Source organism: Phenylobacterium sp., assembly GCF_037968635.1.
Lineage (GTDB): Bacteria > Pseudomonadota > Alphaproteobacteria > Caulobacterales > Caulobacteraceae > Phenylobacterium.
The window spans coordinates 1-13,851 of record NZ_JBBKVV010000063.1; the positions used below are offsets into that span (position 1 = coordinate 1).

The 13,851-nt window shown below is 68.0% G+C and carries 20 protein-coding genes and 1 pseudogene; 11 read left to right on the forward strand and 10 right to left on the reverse strand.

What is annotated here, in order from left to right:
- Positions 1 to 308: pseudogene (locus tag AAC997_RS07190) on the forward strand (penicillin-binding protein 1C); the annotation flags it as partial.
- Here the strand turns inward: AAC997_RS07190 and maiA are convergent.
- From maiA to AAC997_RS07205, 3 genes are all read right to left on the reverse strand, one after another.
- A complete protein-coding gene (gene maiA / locus AAC997_RS07195; protein WP_340645011.1) occupies positions 305 to 952 on the reverse strand; it encodes a maleylacetoacetate isomerase in 648 nt (215 codons plus the stop codon). The pseudogene AAC997_RS07190 and the gene maiA overlap by 4 nt on opposite strands.
- A gap of 1 nt (position 953) precedes the next feature.
- Positions 954 to 1,634 carry a fumarylacetoacetate hydrolase family protein gene (locus tag AAC997_RS07200; RefSeq protein ID WP_340645012.1) on the reverse strand — a complete coding sequence of 227 codons (681 nt, stop codon included), beginning with the start codon at positions 1,632 to 1,634 and terminating at the stop codon, positions 954 to 956.
- Positions 1,635 to 1,715: 81 nt separating this feature from the next.
- Entirely contained in the window at positions 1,716 to 2,312 is a 597-nt protein-coding gene (locus AAC997_RS07205) for a DUF4142 domain-containing protein (RefSeq protein ID WP_340645013.1), read from the reverse strand.
- A gap of 104 nt (positions 2,313 to 2,416) precedes the next feature.
- Between AAC997_RS07205 and AAC997_RS07210 the strand changes: the two genes are divergently transcribed.
- Positions 2,417 to 3,622 (forward strand): CaiB/BaiF CoA-transferase family protein, encoded by a 1,206-nt coding sequence (locus tag AAC997_RS07210; RefSeq protein WP_340645014.1) that lies wholly within the window; start codon positions 2,417 to 2,419, stop codon positions 3,620 to 3,622.
- Between the two features lie 23 nt (positions 3,623 to 3,645).
- On the forward strand, positions 3,646 to 4,119 hold the full coding sequence (locus tag AAC997_RS07215; protein ID WP_340645016.1) for a cupin domain-containing protein: 474 nt from the start codon (positions 3,646 to 3,648) through the stop codon (positions 4,117 to 4,119).
- Here the strand turns inward: AAC997_RS07215 and AAC997_RS07220 are convergent.
- Positions 4,116 to 4,667 carry a helix-turn-helix domain-containing protein gene (locus AAC997_RS07220; RefSeq protein ID WP_340645017.1) on the reverse strand — a complete coding sequence of 184 codons (552 nt, stop codon included), beginning with the start codon at positions 4,665 to 4,667 and terminating at the stop codon, positions 4,116 to 4,118. The genes AAC997_RS07215 and AAC997_RS07220 overlap by 4 nt on opposite strands.
- A gap of 88 nt (positions 4,668 to 4,755) precedes the next feature.
- On the opposite strand from AAC997_RS07220, the gene AAC997_RS07225 reads away from it, so the two are divergent.
- Entirely contained in the window at positions 4,756 to 5,181 is a 426-nt protein-coding gene (locus tag AAC997_RS07225) for a PaaI family thioesterase (RefSeq protein WP_340645018.1), read from the forward strand.
- Positions 5,182 to 5,240: 59 nt separating this feature from the next.
- On the opposite strand, the gene AAC997_RS07230 is transcribed toward AAC997_RS07225, so the two are convergent.
- Entirely contained in the window at positions 5,241 to 6,077 is an 837-nt protein-coding gene (locus AAC997_RS07230; protein ID WP_340645019.1) for an SDR family oxidoreductase, read from the reverse strand.
- Between the two features lie 82 nt (positions 6,078 to 6,159).
- Here AAC997_RS07230 and AAC997_RS07235 point away from each other — a divergent pair, with 82 nt between their 5' ends.
- Positions 6,160 to 6,966: an alpha/beta hydrolase gene (locus AAC997_RS07235; RefSeq protein WP_340645020.1), complete on the forward strand. Its 807-nt coding sequence runs from the start codon at positions 6,160 to 6,162 to the stop codon at positions 6,964 to 6,966.
- Here AAC997_RS07235 and AAC997_RS07240 read toward each other — a convergent pair.
- Complete coding sequence (locus tag AAC997_RS07240) at positions 6,963 to 8,375, reverse strand: HWE histidine kinase domain-containing protein (protein ID WP_340645021.1); 1,413 nt, start codon at positions 8,373 to 8,375, stop codon at positions 6,963 to 6,965. The genes AAC997_RS07235 and AAC997_RS07240 overlap by 4 nt on opposite strands.
- Positions 8,376 to 8,572: 197 nt before the next feature.
- On the opposite strand from AAC997_RS07240, the gene AAC997_RS07245 reads away from it, so the two are divergent.
- The 4 genes from AAC997_RS07245 to AAC997_RS07260 all read left to right on the forward strand — a co-directional run bounded on the left by AAC997_RS07245 (position 8,573) and on the right by AAC997_RS07260 (position 10,242).
- Positions 8,573 to 8,896: a hypothetical protein gene (locus AAC997_RS07245; RefSeq protein ID WP_340645022.1), complete on the forward strand. Its 324-nt coding sequence runs from the start codon at positions 8,573 to 8,575 to the stop codon at positions 8,894 to 8,896.
- Positions 8,893 to 9,294, forward strand: a complete 402-nt coding sequence (locus tag AAC997_RS07250; protein ID WP_340645023.1) for a hypothetical protein — start codon at positions 8,893 to 8,895, stop codon at positions 9,292 to 9,294. Before AAC997_RS07245 ends, AAC997_RS07250 begins: the two co-directional genes overlap by 4 nt.
- A 72-nt stretch (positions 9,295 to 9,366) precedes the next feature.
- A complete protein-coding gene (locus AAC997_RS07255; RefSeq protein WP_340645024.1) occupies positions 9,367 to 10,044 on the forward strand; it encodes a superoxide dismutase in 678 nt (225 codons plus the stop codon).
- Positions 10,045 to 10,071: 27 nt separating this feature from the next.
- Positions 10,072 to 10,242, forward strand: coding sequence for a DUF1328 domain-containing protein (locus tag AAC997_RS07260; RefSeq protein WP_215338125.1), 171 nt, complete (start codon positions 10,072 to 10,074; stop codon positions 10,240 to 10,242).
- Between the two features lie 76 nt (positions 10,243 to 10,318).
- On the opposite strand, the gene AAC997_RS07265 is transcribed toward AAC997_RS07260, so the two are convergent.
- The 3 genes from AAC997_RS07265 to AAC997_RS07275 are packed head-to-tail and all read right to left on the reverse strand — an operon-like array spanning position 10,319 to position 12,340.
- Positions 10,319 to 11,095 carry a metallophosphoesterase gene (locus tag AAC997_RS07265; protein ID WP_340645025.1) on the reverse strand — a complete coding sequence of 259 codons (777 nt, stop codon included), beginning with the start codon at positions 11,093 to 11,095 and terminating at the stop codon, positions 10,319 to 10,321.
- Positions 11,095 to 12,015 (reverse strand): diacylglycerol kinase family protein, encoded by a 921-nt coding sequence (locus tag AAC997_RS07270; RefSeq protein WP_340645026.1) that lies wholly within the window; start codon positions 12,013 to 12,015, stop codon positions 11,095 to 11,097. The genes AAC997_RS07265 and AAC997_RS07270 overlap by 1 nt, the downstream gene beginning before the upstream one ends.
- Positions 12,016 to 12,022: 7 nt before the next feature.
- Positions 12,023 to 12,340 (reverse strand): hypothetical protein, encoded by a 318-nt coding sequence (locus AAC997_RS07275; RefSeq protein ID WP_340645027.1) that lies wholly within the window; start codon positions 12,338 to 12,340, stop codon positions 12,023 to 12,025.
- A gap of 105 nt (positions 12,341 to 12,445) precedes the next feature.
- On the opposite strand from AAC997_RS07275, the gene AAC997_RS07280 reads away from it, so the two are divergent.
- Entirely contained in the window at positions 12,446 to 12,964 is a 519-nt protein-coding gene (locus tag AAC997_RS07280; RefSeq protein ID WP_340645028.1) for an OmpA family protein, read from the forward strand.
- 200 nt (positions 12,965 to 13,164) lie between these two features.
- Here AAC997_RS07280 and AAC997_RS07285 read toward each other — a convergent pair whose 3' ends face one another.
- Positions 13,165 to 13,488: a PRC-barrel domain-containing protein gene (locus AAC997_RS07285; protein ID WP_340645029.1), complete on the reverse strand. Its 324-nt coding sequence runs from the start codon at positions 13,486 to 13,488 to the stop codon at positions 13,165 to 13,167.
- A gap of 150 nt (positions 13,489 to 13,638) precedes the next feature.
- On the opposite strand from AAC997_RS07285, the gene AAC997_RS07290 reads away from it, so the two are divergent.
- Positions 13,639 to 13,845, forward strand: a complete 207-nt coding sequence (locus AAC997_RS07290; protein ID WP_340645030.1) for a hypothetical protein — start codon at positions 13,639 to 13,641, stop codon at positions 13,843 to 13,845.
- The last annotated feature ends 6 nt before the right edge of the window (positions 13,846 to 13,851 follow it).

Consider the following 13,851-nt stretch of genomic DNA (forward strand, 5'->3'; position numbering starts at 1 on the left):
CCATAGCGCCGCGCGCCGCCCCGACCGCCCTGCAGAGCCTGGACACCGTCTCCGAAGGCCCGCGCCTGATCTTCCCGCCGGACGGCGCGGCGGTGCAGGTGGAAAGCTTCGGCCCCAAGTCGCGGGGCCTGGTCCTGGCCGCCGGCGGTGAGGGCCTCTCCTGGTACGTCGAGGGGGAGCCCCTGGACCGCGACCCGGTCTCGGGCCGCGTGGTCTGGCGGCCCAAGGGGCCGGGCTTCTACCGCCTGATGGTCATCGACGGCGAGGGGCGCAAGGTCACGGCGCGGGTGCGGGTGAGGGGGAACTAGGCGGGAACTGCGTCCGGCTGGTTCTCCGGCAGGGCGGCGATGAAGGCTGGGTGCTCTTTCGAGCGCTGCCCCACGGCCTGGATCGCGGGCCAGGCGTCGAGCTCCACCTTGTACCGGGCCGCTGAATAGATCTGCGGGATCAGGCAGCAGTCGGCGATCGTCGGCGTGTCGCCGAAGCAGAAGCCCGCGCCATACTTGGCGATCATCGGCTCCAGGGTGTTGAAGCCGTCGACGATCCAGCGCTCGGTCCACTTGGCGCGGCGCGGGGCGGCGACATCCATGGCCTCCAAGGCCCGCTGGACCCGCATGTTGTTCAGCGGATGGATGTCGCAGGCGATGACCCCGGCCATGGCGCGCACCCGGGCGCGGTCCATCGGATCCCTGGGCAGCAGGGCCGGCTCGGGATGGGTCTCGTCGAGATATTCCAGGATCGCCAGGCTCTGGGTCAGGGCGTCGGTCCCGTCGCCAAAGTCCAGGGTCGGCACCAGGCGCTGGATGTTGACCGCCCGATAGGCCGGCTTGTGCTGGGCGCCGGCCACCAGGTCGACAGGCTCATAGGCGTAGTCGAGGCCCTTGAGCGCCAGGCCGATACGGACGCGATAGGGGGCGGTGGCCCGCCATTGGGAATAGAGGGTGAGGCTCATCCTAGGCCACCGTGAAGCTGAGGGCGCCGACGCCTTCGACTTCGCCTTCGACCCTGTCGCCGGCCACGATGGCCGCGACACCTTCGGGGGTGCCGGTGAAGATCAGGTCGCCAGCCGTGAGCGTCCAGAGCCTGGAGGCCTCGCTGATGATCTCGGCGACGTTCCAGATCATGTCGGCCACCACACCCTCCTGTTTCACCGTCCCGTTCACCGAGATGGCGATGCGGCCCTGCGGGGCGGGGCCGGTCCAGGGGCGGATGGCGGAGATCGGCGCCGAGGCGTCGAAGGCCTTGCCGGCCTCCCAGGGCTGGCCCTTGTCCTTGGCGGCGTTCTGGAGGTCGCGGCGGGTGAGGTCGACGCCCACCGCATAGCCGTAGACCAGGTCCAGCGCGTTCTCGACAGCGACGTTCGAACCGCCCCCCTTCAGGGCCACCACCAGCTCGATCTCGTGATGCAGGTTGGACGTGCGGGCCGGATAGGGAACCGGGCCGCCGGGGATCACCACGGCGTCGGCGGGCTTGGCGAAGAAGAACGGCGGATCGCGGTCGTCGCCCCCCATCTCGCGTCGGTGGGCGGCGTAGTTGCGGCCCACGCAAAGGATGCGGCGGACGGGAAAGAGGGCGCTCGAGCCCTCGACGGGGACGGCGGCCTGAGCCGGCGGAGCAAGGACGTAATCGGTCATGAGAGCGGCCTTACGCCCCCACCCCTTCGAAGGGAACCCCGCCCCTCGCGCCGGGACGCCTGGGGCGGGGGTCTAAGCGCCCTACTTCATCTTGGCTTGCATGGCCTTGGCCGTGTCGAGGTGACCCTGGACCACCGGGGCGGTGGCCGCGGCGAAGGCCTTGATGGCCATGACATCGCCGTCCTCGGCGTAGCGCTGCATCAGGTTGAGCGCGCCCTGGTGGGCGTCCACCTGGCCGTCGACGTACTTCTTGTCGAAGTCCTTGGCGTCGGCCTTGTTCAGGTCGTCAAGCTTGCCCTGCAGGTCGCTGGGCAGGGCGGCCGGCGGGGTGATGGTCTGGGCGGAATCGGCGATGGCCTTCTTGAGCCCCGCCGTCGACCTGGTGTGGGCGGTGATCATGTCGCCGGCGAATTTCTTCACCTCGGCGTTGGCGGAGCGCTTCTGGGCGATCTTGGCCGCCTCGATCTCGAACATGTCGCTGGCGGCGGCCTGGGGCACGAAGTCGACGGCGGCGGCCTCGTTCTGGGGGCTCGGAATGGTGGCGGCGGGATTGGCGTCCGGGGTCATCGCCTGCTCGGCCGGGGTGGCGGCACCCTGCGTGGTCTCGGCCTTCTGGCCGCAGGCGGCGAGGGAGAGGGCGACGACGCACGCGCCCGCGATCAGCAGATGGCGGCTCATGAGGTACTCCTGGAGCATTGACAGATAGGCGTTCGCGCGGGTCCAACGACCCGCTCGTGCCGGTCCAAACCCATGGCGCGCTGTCCTGTTCCGGGGAGTTTCAAATGACCGACGCCGCCCAAGGCCCGCTGAAGGACCTCGTGGTCATCGAGATGGGCACCCTGATCGCCGGGCCTTTCGCCGGCCAGATCCTCGGGGATTTCGGGGCCCGCGTGATCAAGATCGAGGATCCGAAAACCGGCGACCCCATGCGTCAGTGGGGCCGCAGCCTGCCCCAGGGCCTGTCGCCCTGGTGGCCGGTGATCGGGCGCAACAAGCAGTCGGTGGGCCTGGACCTGCGCACCCCGGAAGGCCGGGAGATCGCGGCGGGCCTGATCGCCAAGGCCGACATCCTGATCGAGAATTTCCGCCCCGGCACCATGGAGAAGTGGGGCATGGGCTATGAGGCGCTCGCGGCCACCAATCCCGGCCTGATCATGGCCAGGGTCTCCGGCTTCGGCCAGACCGGACCCTACGCCAGCCGGGCCGGATACGGCCTGATCGGCGAGGCCATGGGCGGCCTGCGCCACGTCACCGGCGAGCCCGACCGGCCCCCGGCGCGGGCCGGCATCTCCATCGGCGACAGCCTGACAGCCATGCACGCGGTGATGGGGATCACCATGGCCCTGCACCATCGGGCCAATACCGGCCGTGGCCAGATGCTGGACGTCGCCCTCTATGAGAGCGTCCTGGCGGTGATGGAGAACCTGGTCACCGAATACGACCTGACCGGCTACGTCCGCGAACGCTCGGGCTCGATCCTGCCCGGGATCGCGCCCTCCAACGTCTATCCGTGCGCCAAAGGCGAGATGATCCTGATCGGTGGCAATGGCGATACGGTCTTCGCGCGCCTGGCCCAGACCATGGGCCAACCGGAGCTGGCCAAGGACCCGAAGTTCGTCGACCACGCCTCGCGCGGCGTAAACCAGGGCGAGCTGGACGACATCATCGCCGACTGGACCCAGGGCTTCACCCTGGACGATCTGCTGGCCCTGCTGGAGGCCGAGGGCATCCCGTCGGGCCGCGTCTTCCGGGCCCCGGACATGCTGGAGAACGCGCAATACAAGGCGCGCGACACCATCGTGGAGACCGACCATCCGGTGTTCGGCAAGATCAAGATGCAGAACGCCTTCCCGAAGATGTCAGAGACGCCGGGCAAGGTTCGCTGGCCTGGGCCCACGCTCGGCCAGCACACCGACGAGGTGCTGACCGGCCTGGCGGGCCTTGATGCAAACCGAGTGGCGGAGCTGCGGGCCAAGGGCATAGTCTAGGGCCTCAGCCGGAGACCTGACCCATGTCCGATATCCCCGAGGACGCCTGGAAGCACACCGGGGTCCGCGTCGTCCCCGGCGACCAACTCGACACCAACACCCCCCAGACCCCGGGCATGGACCGGGCCGCGGCGATCAACTTCGCCCGCGTTGGCGCCCAGAAACTCTGGGCCGGGACCGTCCACATCCATGCCGACGCCAAGACCGGCGCCCACCACCACGGGCCGCTGGAGAGCGTCATATATGTGTTGAAAGGCCGGGCGCGGATGCGCTGGGGCGAGCGCCTGGAGTTCACCGCCGAGGCGGGCCCCGGCGACTTCATCTATGTGCCGCCCTATGTGCCGCACCAGGAGATCAACGCCTCGGCCGAGGAGACCCTGGAATGCCTGCTGGTGCGCAGCGACAGCGACGCCGTCGTGGTGAACCTGGACATCGAGCCGGTGGAGAAACCGCAGGGCGTGGCCTGGATCGACCCGATCCATAAGCCGCCAACCTAGAGCGCGTAGCTCTCCACCAATTTCACCAGGGCGTCCTCCAGCCCCGGATCGGTGAGCACCGGCGAGCCCTCCAGCACCGCGGCGCGGATCACCCCGATCACCGCCCGGCTGATGACGAAGCGGTCCAGGCGGTCGCCGGGATGGCGCTCGATGAGCCGGTTGGTGGTCCGTTCCTCGGTGGGGATGAGCTCGGTCGCCAGGATGGCCTTCAGGCAGGCCCGCCGCGTGGCCGGACGGTCGGCCATGATGGCGATCTGAACGCGGATCGCCAGGCGCGCGCTGGAAACCCCGTCCGGCCCCGCCGCAGCGGTCAAAGCCTCGCGCACCTTGGCGTTCTCGGCCAGCGCCATGGCCACCAGGATCGAGCTCTTGTCGGCGTGGTACTGGTAGAGCGTCCCGATGCTGATCCCGGCCCGTTCGGCGATGGCGTTGGTGGTCAAGGCCGCTTCCCCCTGCCCCTCCAGAATCTGAGCCGTGGCCTCGAAGATGGCGGCCTGGGTCGCCACCGCGCGGGCCTGTCTCGGTTGCCGGCGTTGGGATTGCGCCATGTGCTGAAGACCTCTGCTTGAAGGCGAGTAGGAAAATCTGAGCTTAGCTCGGATTGTCTGCGCCTCAACAACTTCGAGGCATTTTGGAATGACCTGGGCGACCGAACGACTTGATGCGTTGAAGGCGGGAAACCTGGAGGTCCCGCCGGTGGTGACCACCCTGAAGCTGGGAACCCTGGAGGATTGGGGGACGGGCTGGGTGCGCAAGACCTGGCAGCCCAGCCCCGACGTGATCAATGGCGACGGCTCGATGTTCGGCGGCTATCTGGCGGCGCTGGCTGACCAGATCCTGGCCTTCGCGGCCATGACCGTCGTGCCCGACGAGAACTACTATCGGACCATCAATCTACAGATGCTGTTCGTGAAGGTCGGCGCCGCGCGACCTCTCACCATCGAGGGCCGGGTCACCGCCGTCACCCGCCAGTTGATCACCGTGGAGGCTGACTTCCGGCGTGAGGACGGCGACCTGATCGCCCGCGCCTCAGCCCAGCAGATCCTCATGCCGAAGGTCTAGGTCTCTTCAGCTTGCCGCGCTTTCGGACGGCGAACCGGCGGCCCCTTCGCCTGAAGGCGCTAGGTCAGGCCCAGCCGCTTGCCCACCATCCGATCCACCACCCGCCGGGGCAGGTTGGCCATCATGAAGGTCATCACCGGATTGGGGGTGATGGTGTAGCGGACCTTGGGTTTGGCGGTGGTCAGGGCTTTGGCCACCGCCTCGCCTATGGCTTCGGGGGGCAGGCCGGCGGCCCCGCTGGCGGTCATGAAGGCATGAACCTTCTGCAGAGCCGGATAGAAGGCGGTGTCACGATAGGGCTCGATATCCTCAGGGCGCGCCTTGCCCCAGATCGGCGTGGCCACGGCGCCCGGCGCCACCACGATGACCTCGACGCCGAACAGCATCAGCTCCCGGCGCAGGGACTCCGACAGACCCTCAAGGGCGAACTTCGAGGCGTTGTAGGGGGCCATGAAGGGCGAACCGTTCTTGCCCCCCACCGAGCTGATGTTGACGATCCTGCCCGATGTCCCCTGGCCGCCGGCGTTCAAGAGCGGTGCGAAGGCCTGGGTGGTGGTGACCACGCCAGTCAGGTTGACCTCGATCTGCTGGCGGAAGTCGGCGATGGGCAGATGCAGCAGGGGGCCGGCCACGGCGACCCCGGCATTATTCACCAGGCCCATCAGCGGCTCTCCGGCCAGGGCCACGCGGACCTGATCGGCGGCGGCGCGCACCGCAGCCTCGTCGGTGACGTCGAAGACCAGCGGGACAAAGCGGTCACCGAATTCCTGGCGCAGGCGGTCGGCGTCGGCGGCCTTGCGGACGCTGCCGAACACCCGAACGCCCTGGCCGGTCAGAACCTTGGCAGTCCCCCAGCCGATGCCAGTGGAGACGCCCGTGACCACGACGCTTTTCATGTTGCTTCCCCGCTTGCCCGGAACTCTCGCCCGTCGGAACCTAGGTGATGCGGCGCCGTAGTCGCCGCAAGGGAGAAATTGAATGCCCACCGCCCACGTGAATGGCCTGGATATCTATTACGAGCAGGCCGGGTCGGGGCCGCCCCTGCTGTTCATCTCCGGCACCGGCGGCGATCTGCGCAACAAACCCAACCAGTTCGACGGGCCGTTCCCCAAGGTCTTCGACATGGTCTCCTACGACCAGCGCGGCCTGGGGCGGTCCGACAAGCCCGACCTCGACTACAGCATGGCCGACTATGCCGATGACGCGTCGGACTTGATGGGCGAGCTGGGGATCGAGAAGGCCCATGTCATAGGCGTGTCCTTCGGCGGCATGGTGGCCCAGGAGCTGGTCTTGCGGCACCCGCACCGGGTCGACCGGCTGGTCCTGGCCTGCACCTCGCCGGGCGGAGCGGGCGGGGCCTCCTTCCCCTTCCACGAGATCGACCATCTGAAGGGCGAGGACCGCGCCCAGCATCTGATGCCGGTCTCCGACACTCGCCGCGACGCCGCCTGGGCGCAGGCCAATCCCGACACCTACAGGCAGCTCATCGCCATGAGCGCCGTCGATCCCTTCGCCGGCGAACCCGGTCGGGAAATGGGCGCCCGGCGGCAGTTGGAGGCGCGCGCGCATCACGACACCTGGGATCGCCTGGACCAGATCGAAGTTCCCACCCTGATCGCCGCGGGGCGCTATGACGGCATCGCCCTGCCCGCGACGCAGGAAAACCTGGCCGGCCGCATCAAGGGATCGGTGCTGCGCTTCTTCGAGGGCGGCCACCTGTTCATGATCCAGGACCGCGCGGCGAACGCGACCATGATCAGGTTCCTGAACGGCGAAGATGTCTAGGTCGCGTTGAGCAGGGCCGAGACGGCGGCGGCGACCTGGGTCACGTCGTAGGGTTTGCGGATGATCGGGGCGTCGAAGCCGAGCGGCGCGCCGGTGTCGCCATAGCCGGTGGCGAACACGAAGGGGATGCCGCGGGCGGCCAGGGCCTCGGCCACCGGATGCACCGACAGGCCGTTGAGATTGGCGTCCAGCACTGCGGCGTCGATATGGCCGTCCAGCAGAGCCATGGCCTCGGCCAGTTCATAGGCCGGTCCCACCACCTCGGCGCCGGCGTCGGAAAGGCCGGTCTCCAGCTCCAGGGCCAACAGCACCGCGTCCTCGACGATCAGCACCCTGGAGCCGCGCAGATCGGTGGGGCGGTCGGTCTTCTGCGTCGTCTCGAACACCCTGACCGCCGGCGCCTCGGGCACATTGTCGGGGCGCTCCACCAGGGTCTGGGCGCCTGCGGTGACCCGCACCCGCACCCCGCCCGCCCGGAACTCGGGGACGACCTCACCGTTCAGCTCGCGCCCCGTCACCTGGGCCAGCAGGGTCGAGCCGAATCCTCTGTGCCCGGGAATTCCCACCGGCGGGCCGCCGCTCTCATTCCAGTTCAATTCGAACCCGCCGCCCGCCGTCTTGGTCCAACGGACGTCAACCCGGCCGGCGTCCGTGGAAAGCGCTCCGAACTTCACCGCATTGGTGGCCAGTTCATGCAAGGCCAGCGACAAGGCGTTGGCGGCGCGCGGCGTCAGAAAGAGTTCAGGGCCAGTCCAACGGGTCTGGCCCGGCGCGATGCCCCCCAGTTCCGCGGCGGTCAGGTGGGCGATGGCCGCGCCGCGCCACCGGGCCGCGGTCAGCAGCTCGTTGGCCGCGCCCATCGACTTGAGCCGGCCTGAAAAATTGGAGAGGAAGCTATCCAGCGATGTCGTGCGTTTAGCGGTCTGGTAGGCGAGCGATTGGACCGCCGCCAGCACGTTCTTCACCCGGTGATCGACCTCGGCCATCAGGGTGCGGCGATGGTCCTCCTCGACGCGACTGTCGGTGATGTTCTGGATGACGCCGCAGATGGAGATCATCTTTCCGGCGTCATCCAGCACCTGAATGCCCGCCGCCCGCAGCCACCGTATCTCGCCGTTGGGGCCGGGGCGCAGGCGGTACTCGGCCTCGTAGCGGCCTTCCGTGCGCAGGCCGTCCTGGATTAGGCTGTTCAAGGCTTCCCGGTCATCGGGATGGACGAGGTCCTGAATATCTTGAGGGCCGCTGACCGGCATTTCACCGGCGGGCAGGCCGGTGATCGCCGCCATCCGGTCGCTGACGATAAACACGCCGCGGACGATGTCCCACTCGAACTCGCCCAGACGCGCAGCCTGCAGCGCGAGGTCGAGGCGCTTGCGGTCCAGGTTCAGGCCGGCGGCCTTTTCGCTCATGAAGCGATCATAGATCGCGGTTCGCGCCGACGCGACAGGAACCGTGGGTTGGACTTCTCAATTCCAGACACAATTTGATCAGGCGCGACGGCTTTGCGCGGCGGCCGGAACCGGCCTAAGATGCGCGGCGTTGTGGCTGTGCTTCCCCACGCTCACAAGGCCGTGCGGGGCAGCCCCCATTTTCTGGAGAATCTTCAATGCCCGCGAACGCCGTCGAACGGACCGCCGAGGAAGCCAAGGCTGCCGCCAGCTCCGTGGCTGACGCCGCGACCCAACTGGCCAGCCAGGCCGAACGCAGCTTCGCCGAAGCCGCCAAGCGCTTCGAGAAGATCGTCGCCGAGGGCATGGAACAGGTCCGCGCCCAAAGCCGCACCTATGCCGACAACGCCGGCGAACATCTGGACGAAGCCCAACGTTATGTCGTCGAGCGCGTCCGCGAGAAGCCGCTGATGGCCGCCGGCACCGCGCTGGGCGTCGGCCTGCTGGTGGGTCTGCTGCTCGCCAGCGGCCGTAACCGTTGATCTTCAAGAAGGCGCTTCTCTACGTTTCGGCCGTCTCCGCGCTTGGCGCGGCGGCGGTCGTTGTCGTCGTGGCCCTGGCCTTTGCGCTCTATGCCGCGGTGCTGCCGCAGGTGGGCCCTGCCTGGGCCGCCGCCTGCGTGGCCGGCGCCGCAGCCTTGCTGATGGCGCTGTGCGCCCTGGTCCTGCTGATCAAGATCAGCCCCTCGAAGTTCGGCAAGCAGGCCGAGGAACGCGACACCCTCACCCGCCTCATCGACCTGGCCAAGGACAAGCCGATCGTCGCGGCCAGCGCCATTATCGGCGCGAGTCTGGTGGCGCTGAAGAACCCCAAGATCGTCGCCACCATCCTGGCCACGGCCATGGCGACGCGCTCCACCAACACCTCGAAGAAAAAGTAGAGAACCCGACACAGGGTTCAGGGGTTTCTGAAGGGACAGGCGTTCGCGCCACCCCCAGTCTGGAACCCCAACATGTTCGAACTGCCGCCGCTGCCCTACGACCACGCCGCCCTTGAGCCGGTCATCTCCCGCGCGACGATGCATCTGCACCACGAGAAGCATCACAAGAAGTACGTCGACACGCTCAACGACCTGTTGGCCAAGGCGGGCGCCACGCCCAAGAACCTGGAGGAGGTGGTCCGCGACGCCTTCGGCGACGACAAGGCCAGGAAGCTCTTCAACAGCGCCGCCCAGGCCTGGAACCACACCTTCTTCTGGACCGCCATGAGCACGCGCCGGCAAACCCTCGACGGCGCCCTGCTCCAGTCCGTGGCCCGAGACTTCGGCGGACTTGACGCCCTCAAGGCCGCGTTTGTGAAGGAGGGCGCGGGGCACTTCGGTTCGGGCTGGGTGTGGCTGGCGGCCGAAGGTGACGCCCTCAAGGTGCTCTCCACCCACGACGCTGAGGACCTGCTCGTTCACCAGGGCCTGACGCCCCTGCTGGTCTGCGACGTCTGGGAACACGCCTACTATCTGGATCACAAGAATGACCGGAAAGCCTTCCTCGAGGCTTGGTTCGAGGCCCTGCCCAACTGGAGCTTCGCGCAGAGCCAGTACGCCGCCGCCCGCGGCGAGGGGAAGGCCTGGACGCATCCGGGGCCTGTCGAGTCCGCCGGGGGAACGGCTGCGCTTGACGCACGTTCGAACTAGGTACGCAAACCAACCGGAGCTTCTCCCATGCTGAGCTGGGCCCTGACCTTCCTGGTGGTCGCCTTGATCGCCGGCCTCCTCGGCTTCACCTCCATCGCGGGCGCCGCGATGGGTGTCGCCAAGATTCTGTTCTTTGTCTTCCTGGTGCTGTTCGTGGTCAGCCTCGTCATGCACCTCGTCCGTGGGCGAAGCGTCTAGCCACGCCCCGACGATGCGAATGGCGCGCCCTCGACCTGGTCGGGGGCGCGCTTTGCTGTGCGGCCCTGCGTAGATCTCAGCGGCGGGCCAGGGACCAGGTGCGCTCGGACTCGAAGCTCTTCCCGGTCCAGGCCAGGGCTGTGATCCGCATCTCGGCGGCGTCAGTTTCAACAATGTTGAATCCGGCAGGAACGCCACGTTCGCGAACCGACAGGGTCCCACACCCGGCCGCATAGGTCTTTCCGTCACCATAGCCGTAGGGCCAGGTGAAGGGGGCATGGATATGACCGGTCAACACCAGATCGACTCCGGCTTCGGCGAAGGCCTTGGCGGCGGCCTCGCCACGCCAGACCTTTCCGGTCATCGGCCCTCCCAGCATCTCGGTGAGCGGATGGTGGCAGACCAGGATCTTCAGAACACCCTCCGGCGCCTTGGCGAACCAGGCCAAGGCCTCCTCCACCTGATGCTCGGAGATCTGGCCCTTGGACCAGTTGGCCCGGGGCTGCACCCCGCGCGCGGTGTTGACGCCATAGACCGCGAGGCCCGGCGAGAGATGGGTCTGGAAGCGGGCGCGGCCAATGGCGCGCTCATAGCGGGCGAAGGGGGTGAAGACGCGATCGTACACGGCGAAATAGGGCGCGTCGTGATTGCCGGGCGTCACCAGCAGGGGTTCAGGCAGCTGCTTCAGCCAGGCCGCCGCGGCGGTGAACTCGCCCTTCTCGCCGAACCGGGTCAGGTCGCCTGACACCACAACCAGGTCCAGGTGGTCGGCGGCGAGGCGTTGCGTCGCGGCGGCCACGGCCTCGACGTTCTCCCCGCCGAAGTGGATATCGGAGAGGTGGGCGATCCGCATCAGGCCTTCGCCTTAACGGTCTTCGACGCCGGGGCAGCAGGTTCATCGGGCCTGGCGGTCTTTGGCGGCGCCCGGACGCGGGTGACCTCGCTCTTCCAGGTGACCTGGACGCTGGCCTTCAGCCGCGCAGGCTCGCCGTCCAGAACGGCGGGGATGCCGCTGGAGGCCCAGATCCGAGCCTGGCGGCAGGCGATGGCCTGGACCGCAGGGTCATTGCGCCAGTCGCCCATGACGCTGGCCAGGCCGATACGCAGGGCCTCGGCCACCCCGGCGGGATCAAGGACCGCGGCTTCCAGGACCTGATCGTCGTCATCGAGGGCGCGCGAGGCGATGGGGCACATGAAGGTCAGCGCTTCGGCCATGCCGCGGGGGCCGCCGTCCAGGCTGTAACGCAGCCGGCCGGAGAAGGCGCGGCGCCAGGCGCGGCGGGCGCGGTGGAACGCGATCACCGGGCGGCCCTCGCGCACCGCTTCGCGGGCAGGCGCCAGCAGCGCGCCAGAGCCGAGGATGGCGGCCACCAGAAACAGCCGGCCGTCCACCACCCCCCCGCCGAGGGGGCGTTCCTCGCCGTACTCCAGAGTGTCGCGCAGGGCGGCCTTCCAGTCGGTTGTGCCGTAAACCGCCTTGGGCAGCATGTTCATGGTGCCGCCGGGCAGGGGGGCGATCACCGGCCCCTCCATGCCGCACAGCTCGGCCGCCGCGCGGGCCGTGCCGTCTCCGGCAAGGATGACCAGCAGATCGGGCGCCCGGTCGACGGCGGCCTGCAGACAGCCCGATAGGTCGCCGTTCTCTGGAACGCAGACGTTCGTCTTGCCGCCGAATTCGGCCAGGATCGCGCGCGCCTCGTCAGGGGCGCCCGCACCAACACTTCCCGAAGCGGTGTTGGCGATCAGTTCGATGCTACGAATCTTGCTCCCCACCCAGGCCTCAGCTTTCCGTCTGACGGAAGGTCTTGGCCTTGAAGTCACGGGCGGCGTCCATCACCACCGGCTGGGCGCGGTCGGTCGCCAGCGCCAGGCCGTGGTCGACGATACCGCCGCTGCGGGCGAAGGAGCCCTCCTTGGCGGCCAGCACCAGGACCACGCCGCCCACCAGGGCTGCGGCGAAGGTCAGGGTCATCATGATCGGATGACGTTTGCGAGCCTTGCGCTCATCACGGCGGCCGCGCGCATAGGCGTCACGGACCTCGTGCTCTTCGTGGGCGAGGGTCTCGTTGGCAATCTTGTTGCGTCGTTTCCACAGCATGGTCGTGGTCTCCGTTCGCGTATTGGACTCTCGAAACGGTGGAGGCTGTTAGGGGTTCCGGCGCCGAGCGGCAGGAAACGTCAAGCGTCGCCATGCGTTGCTGGCATGGATGGCTATGCCACGGCGCTGGGCTATGGTGGCGGCTTGTTCCTGAAGGTGTGGCTCATGACGACGGTTCGTGGACTTGGCGCGGCGGTTCTGGTGGTGGCGATCCTGGGGGCGGGTTGCACAACGATGACCAGCGCACGCGACCGCATCGTCAAGCGCGAGGCCAGCTGCGCCGACGTGACGGTCGATATCTACTTCGAGCCCGACTCCGCCGATGTCACCAAGGAAGGCCGCGCGGTGTTGCGCGCCGCAGCCGACCAGGCCAAGGGCTGTCGGGTGGACAAGGTGCTGGTCCTGGGCCTGGCCGACGCCGCCGGCGTCCCCGCCGCCAATCTGGAACTTTCCAAGCAGCGCGCCGCCTCGGTCACCAAGGCGCTTGCGGCCACCGGCCTGCCCGCCGCGGAGTTCGACCTGAGCGCCGCCGGTCAGTCCGGCTCCGTCACCGCCTCGGGGGACACCCGGCCCCTGCGCCGCCGCGCCGACGTGACCCTCAAGCTCTCGACACCCCGAAAATAGAGACGGACTATCGTATAGCGCGCGAAAAATCAGGCGGCTCTGGGGAGAGCCGCCTTGAAGGTGTGCACATCGAGAATGGGGTGCGAAGGCGGCAGACCGGCGTGTGCGCCGGTCTCAAGTCGGGGGGGCGTCGCCGCCTTCGCAAATATCAAACTCGTTCTGGAATCCTTGGTTCCCGCTCCGCGCGAGTTTTTTGAAAATTATTTCGCCGCCAGGTCCACCGCCGGCATCGAGTCGAACTCCGCCTTGCTGAGCGGGATGACGAACTGGTCGCCCTCCGGACTCAGGGCCTTGTAGGGCAGGCTGCGAGGCCCCGCGGCCCGCACGCCCTTGGGCTGCACGAGCACCTGCAGCGGACGACCGTCGGCGCCGGTGATCACCTTGGCGATGGTCCCCAGCACCGCGCCGTCGGAGGCGCGAACTTCTCGACCCTCCAGGCTCCCTTGCGCGGAGGCGAGGTTCGCGAAGGCGAACATGAGGCCGGCGGCGAGGCCGGCGGCGAGAACGTGTCTGGGCTTGATCATGGTGCTCAATAGATGGGGAGGCCGTGACCTCATTGCGACCATTTTGAACCAGCGCACCTGAACCGTCGATGAGCGGGAACAGCAGCACGACTGTGACGTTAGCGAAATGCGGGCATGCGGCTCGTGCCGAAATTCTGGGGTGCCCCCATCATGATCCGTGGCTATGAAGCGCCCCATAGCGGGCCCGTCCTCTTCACCGCGCCCACCACGCGTCAGCGTCAGGCTCGCCGCCGCTCCACCGCCGTCGCCGTGATTCTCGGGGTCGCCTTCGCCGGCGGCCTGATTGGTCAGCTCAGCAGCGTTCATGAGGCCGGGCGGCCCGTGCCTCCTGGTCCGTTCAGCTACTTCCCGAACTAAGTAACA

Bases quoted from the DNA above. Each gene is read 5' to 3' on its own strand.
- maiA (WP_340645011.1), bottom strand. From the start codon at position 952: ATGAGCCTCACCCTCTATTCCCAATGGCGGGCCACCGCCCCCTATCGC.
- AAC997_RS07200 (WP_340645012.1), bottom strand. From the start codon at position 1,634: ATGACCGATTACGTCCTTGCTCCGCCGGCTCAGGCCGCCGTCCCCGTC.
- AAC997_RS07205 (WP_340645013.1), bottom strand. From the start codon at position 2,312: ATGAGCCGCCATCTGCTGATCGCGGGCGCGTGCGTCGTCGCCCTCTCC.
- AAC997_RS07210 (WP_340645014.1), top strand. From the start codon at position 2,417: ATGACCGACGCCGCCCAAGGCCCGCTGAAGGACCTCGTGGTCATCGAG.
- AAC997_RS07215 (WP_340645016.1), top strand. From the start codon at position 3,646: ATGTCCGATATCCCCGAGGACGCCTGGAAGCACACCGGGGTCCGCGTC.
- AAC997_RS07220 (WP_340645017.1), bottom strand. From the start codon at position 4,667: ATGGCGCAATCCCAACGCCGGCAACCGAGACAGGCCCGCGCGGTGGCG.
- AAC997_RS07225 (WP_340645018.1), top strand. From the start codon at position 4,756: ATGACCTGGGCGACCGAACGACTTGATGCGTTGAAGGCGGGAAACCTG.
- AAC997_RS07230 (WP_340645019.1), bottom strand. From the start codon at position 6,077: ATGAAAAGCGTCGTGGTCACGGGCGTCTCCACTGGCATCGGCTGGGGG.
- AAC997_RS07235 (WP_340645020.1), top strand. From the start codon at position 6,160: ATGCCCACCGCCCACGTGAATGGCCTGGATATCTATTACGAGCAGGCC.
- AAC997_RS07240 (WP_340645021.1), bottom strand. From the start codon at position 8,375: ATGAGCGAAAAGGCCGCCGGCCTGAACCTGGACCGCAAGCGCCTCGAC.
- AAC997_RS07245 (WP_340645022.1), top strand. From the start codon at position 8,573: ATGCCCGCGAACGCCGTCGAACGGACCGCCGAGGAAGCCAAGGCTGCC.
- AAC997_RS07255 (WP_340645024.1), top strand. From the start codon at position 9,367: ATGTTCGAACTGCCGCCGCTGCCCTACGACCACGCCGCCCTTGAGCCG.
- AAC997_RS07260 (WP_215338125.1), top strand. From the start codon at position 10,072: ATGCTGAGCTGGGCCCTGACCTTCCTGGTGGTCGCCTTGATCGCCGGC.
- AAC997_RS07265 (WP_340645025.1), bottom strand. From the start codon at position 11,095: ATGCGGATCGCCCACCTCTCCGATATCCACTTCGGCGGGGAGAACGTC.
- AAC997_RS07275 (WP_340645027.1), bottom strand. From the start codon at position 12,340: ATGCTGTGGAAACGACGCAACAAGATTGCCAACGAGACCCTCGCCCAC.
- AAC997_RS07280 (WP_340645028.1), top strand. From the start codon at position 12,446: ATGGATGGCTATGCCACGGCGCTGGGCTATGGTGGCGGCTTGTTCCTG.
- AAC997_RS07285 (WP_340645029.1), bottom strand. From the start codon at position 13,488: ATGATCAAGCCCAGACACGTTCTCGCCGCCGGCCTCGCCGCCGGCCTC.
- AAC997_RS07290 (WP_340645030.1), top strand. From the start codon at position 13,639: ATGATCCGTGGCTATGAAGCGCCCCATAGCGGGCCCGTCCTCTTCACC.